Here is a 3,170-nt window from a genome sequence, read left to right as displayed (position 1 = left end):
AAAATCTTATATATAATTATATTATATAAATTAAATATAAGGATAGGAATAACCACCGATGAAAATAACAATTTAATAAAGCTGGAGGATTCCAGATATTTTGTAATTTTTGATGATGAAACAAAAAAGGAGGAAAGATACGACTCACCTGCATATAAAATAACGCCAAAGGGACAAGCACGAGATGTTGGAATGGATGAATTGTTAAAATATAAACCTGAGATGATGGTAATAACATCAGATTCATTATGCAAATGCACATATGCAACGTCACTACTGGCCAAGGTTAGATATATATTAATAGATGAAAAAATGAATGCAAAGGACATAGAAAACAGAATAAATGAATTTAAGAATAAAGCCCTTGACGTGCTAGAGCCAGAGTTATATAACAGATAAAAATTTATTTATCATTAAATATTAAATCCAATATTATATTAAAAAATTTATTTAATCTGTTCTGATATATACTTGAGTATATTTCCAGATTTTATGTAATTTAATTCTGCATCAGTATATATCAGTGCCTTTCCATGAATTTCATTACTGTTTATTCTTATGGTTAAATCCTGATTTTTATTTATATTTTCAATGCCATCTATGCTTATTAGCTCATCACCCTTTAGTTCAGGCATTTTATCGATCTGGACTGGTATTACTCCCATGTCCACAAGATTGTTTCTGTGTATTCTTTCAAAGCTCTCGGCAATTACTGCCTTTATGCCAAGCAATGCTGTAACCTTTGCTGCCCAGTCTCTGGAGCTTCCTGATCCGTACTGTTTTCCTGCAAATATGACCAGCGGAACATTTTCACTTTTATACTTCATTGCAGCATCATAGAAAGACATTTCCTCGCCTGATGGGTAAAATATTGTGTACCCACCGGTTTTATCAACCATTAGATTCCTTATTTTTGGATTTGAGAAGCCACCGCGCATCATTACCTCATGATTACCGCGCCTTGCACCGAATGTATTCATTTCAGACACACCAAGCGAGGAAAGGTATTTACCTGCAACAGAGTCCTTTGCTATTGGCCCTGCTGGTGAGATGTGATCTGTTGTAATCTTATCACCAAATATTGCAAATATTCTGGCATTTTTTATGTTTTTTACAGGATCAAGATAAAGCCATGGTGGCTCCCTAATATATGTTGAGGAATCATCAAATGTAAATAATGTGCTTTTTGACGATTTTAATGAATTCCAGTTTGCGTCACCCTCGAAAACCTCGGCATATTCCTTTCTGTATGCCTCGGGATCCATTGCCAGATAAAAGTATTTTTTAATCTCCTCACTGGATGGCCATATATCCTTTAGGTAAACCGGTCTGTCGCCATCAAAACCTATGGGCTCATTTTCAAAATCTATGTCAACCCTGCCTGCTATGGCAAAGGCCACAACAAGAACAGGGGATGCGAGAAAGGCCCCTGCTATGTATGGATTAATCCTGCCCTCAAAGTTTCTGTTTCCGCTTAAAACTGCATATGTTTTTATATTATTTTTTAAGATATCTTTCTGTACCTCAGGTATGAGAGGCCCGCTGTTGCCTATGCATGTTGTGCAGCCATATCCAACTATATCAAAGCCTACTTTATTTAAATAGTCAAGAAGGCCTGCGGCCTTAAGGTAATCTGTAACAACCCTTGAACCTGGAGCCAGGCTTGTTTTTACATAATCCTTTGATGTTAAATGGTGTTCATATGCCTTTTTGGCAAGTATACCGGCGCCAAGCATAACTGTGGGATCGGATGTATTTGTACAGCTGGTTATTGCAGCAATCACAACAGACCCGTCATTAACAACATCACCATGGTTGTTTTCTATTAGACCCTTTACTGTACCTCTAAGATCCTTTAATTCAACAAGCTCATCCGGGTTTTTTGGACCTGCCACAGAACTTTTTATTTCTGAGAGATCAATATCTATAACCCTATTATACCTCTTCGGGCCATTATAAAATAATCCCTGCGCCTTAAAATAGGCCTCAACTGAATCAGCATCCCTGTTTGTTGCCCTTATATACTGAAGTGTTTCATTATCCACAGGGAAATAACCGATGGTTGCACCGTATTCCGGGGCCATGTTTGCAATTGTTGCCCGGTCCTGTGCGGTGAGTTCATTAATATTTCCAAAAAATTCAACAAATTTATTAACAACATTCTCAGACCTTAGCCTTTTGGTTATATAAAGCACGGTATCTGTTGGCGTTACCCCGGCATTTAATTTTCCCTTTAAGTTTACACCTATTACCTCTGGAACAGTCATAAAATATGGCTCATTAAGCATGGATGCCTCGGCCTCAAGACCACCGACGCCCCAGCCAAGCACACCGATACCTCCTATCATTGTTGTATGTGAATCTGCACCTATAAGGCTTTCAGGGAATATTGTGCCGTCCTTTTTGACAGCAAGTGAGGAAAAATATTCAAGATTTATTTGATGTATTATGCCATGGCCTGGCGGGACTATTCTAACATTTTCAAATGATTCCTTTGCCCATTTAAGAAAATTATATCTTTCTATGTTTCTTTCAAATTCGTCCTTCATGTTAATTATTATCGGCTCTGTATCCTTAAATGTATCAACAATTACTGAATGATCGATAACCATATCTGACTGCACTGCCGGATTTAATTTTTCGGGGCTTACATTTTTACTGTTCAAATATGACCTCATTGCTGCAAGGTCTAAAAGTATTGGTATTCCGGTATAATCCTGAAACACAACCCTGGATGGTTTGAACGCAATTTCTGATCCTGTTTTCATTGATGCAGTATTATCAATAGATTTTTCATTTATATCAATTCCATCAAAATTTCTCATCATATTCTCAAGTAAAATTTTAAAGGAGTATGGAAGGCTGTCAACATCGTACTTTTCATTGAGCTGCGCGAGAGGGTAATACCTGTATTCATTTCCGTTTATTTTTATTGTATCAGTTTTAAATTCCATATCTCAATATATGTATATTAAATTTTAACTTTATTATTGGATGATTACTGCCTTAATTAAATCCAACTTAAAATTCAATGTATTTTGTATATCATAGAAAAATATATAAGATAATAAAATTTATTGAAACAAGGGATTTTAATGGATAAAATAATTTTTACCGGCGAAAAATGGCGGGTTCCAGACAATCCAGTTATACTTTATACGGATGGTGAT

At 36.0% G+C, this 3,170-nt stretch carries 2 protein-coding genes; one reads left to right on the top strand and one right to left on the bottom strand.

What is annotated here, in order from left to right; genetic code table 11:
- Window positions 1-399: hypothetical protein (locus AOG54_RS09815; protein WP_055032354.1), on the top strand; the 399-nt coding region annotated here is incomplete at its 5' end.
- A 47-nt stretch (window positions 400-446) separates the two neighbouring features.
- Here AOG54_RS09815 and acnA read toward each other — a convergent pair.
- Window positions 447-2,954, bottom strand: a complete 2,508-nt coding sequence (gene acnA, locus AOG54_RS02290; RefSeq protein ID WP_055032353.1) for an aconitate hydratase AcnA — start codon at window positions 2,952-2,954, stop codon at window positions 447-449.
- Window positions 2,955-3,170 lie beyond the last annotated feature (216 nt).

The organism is Acidiplasma aeolicum, assembly GCF_001402945.1.
Lineage (GTDB): Archaea > Thermoplasmatota > Thermoplasmata > Thermoplasmatales > Thermoplasmataceae > Acidiplasma > Acidiplasma aeolicum.
The sequence above is the reverse complement of the archived record's forward strand: the minus strand, read 5'-3'. Positions and strand labels throughout refer to the sequence as shown.

Bases quoted from the DNA above. Each gene is read 5' to 3' on its own strand.
- acnA (WP_055032353.1), bottom strand. From the start codon at position 2,954: ATGGAATTTAAAACTGATACAATAAAAATAAACGGAAATGAATACAGG.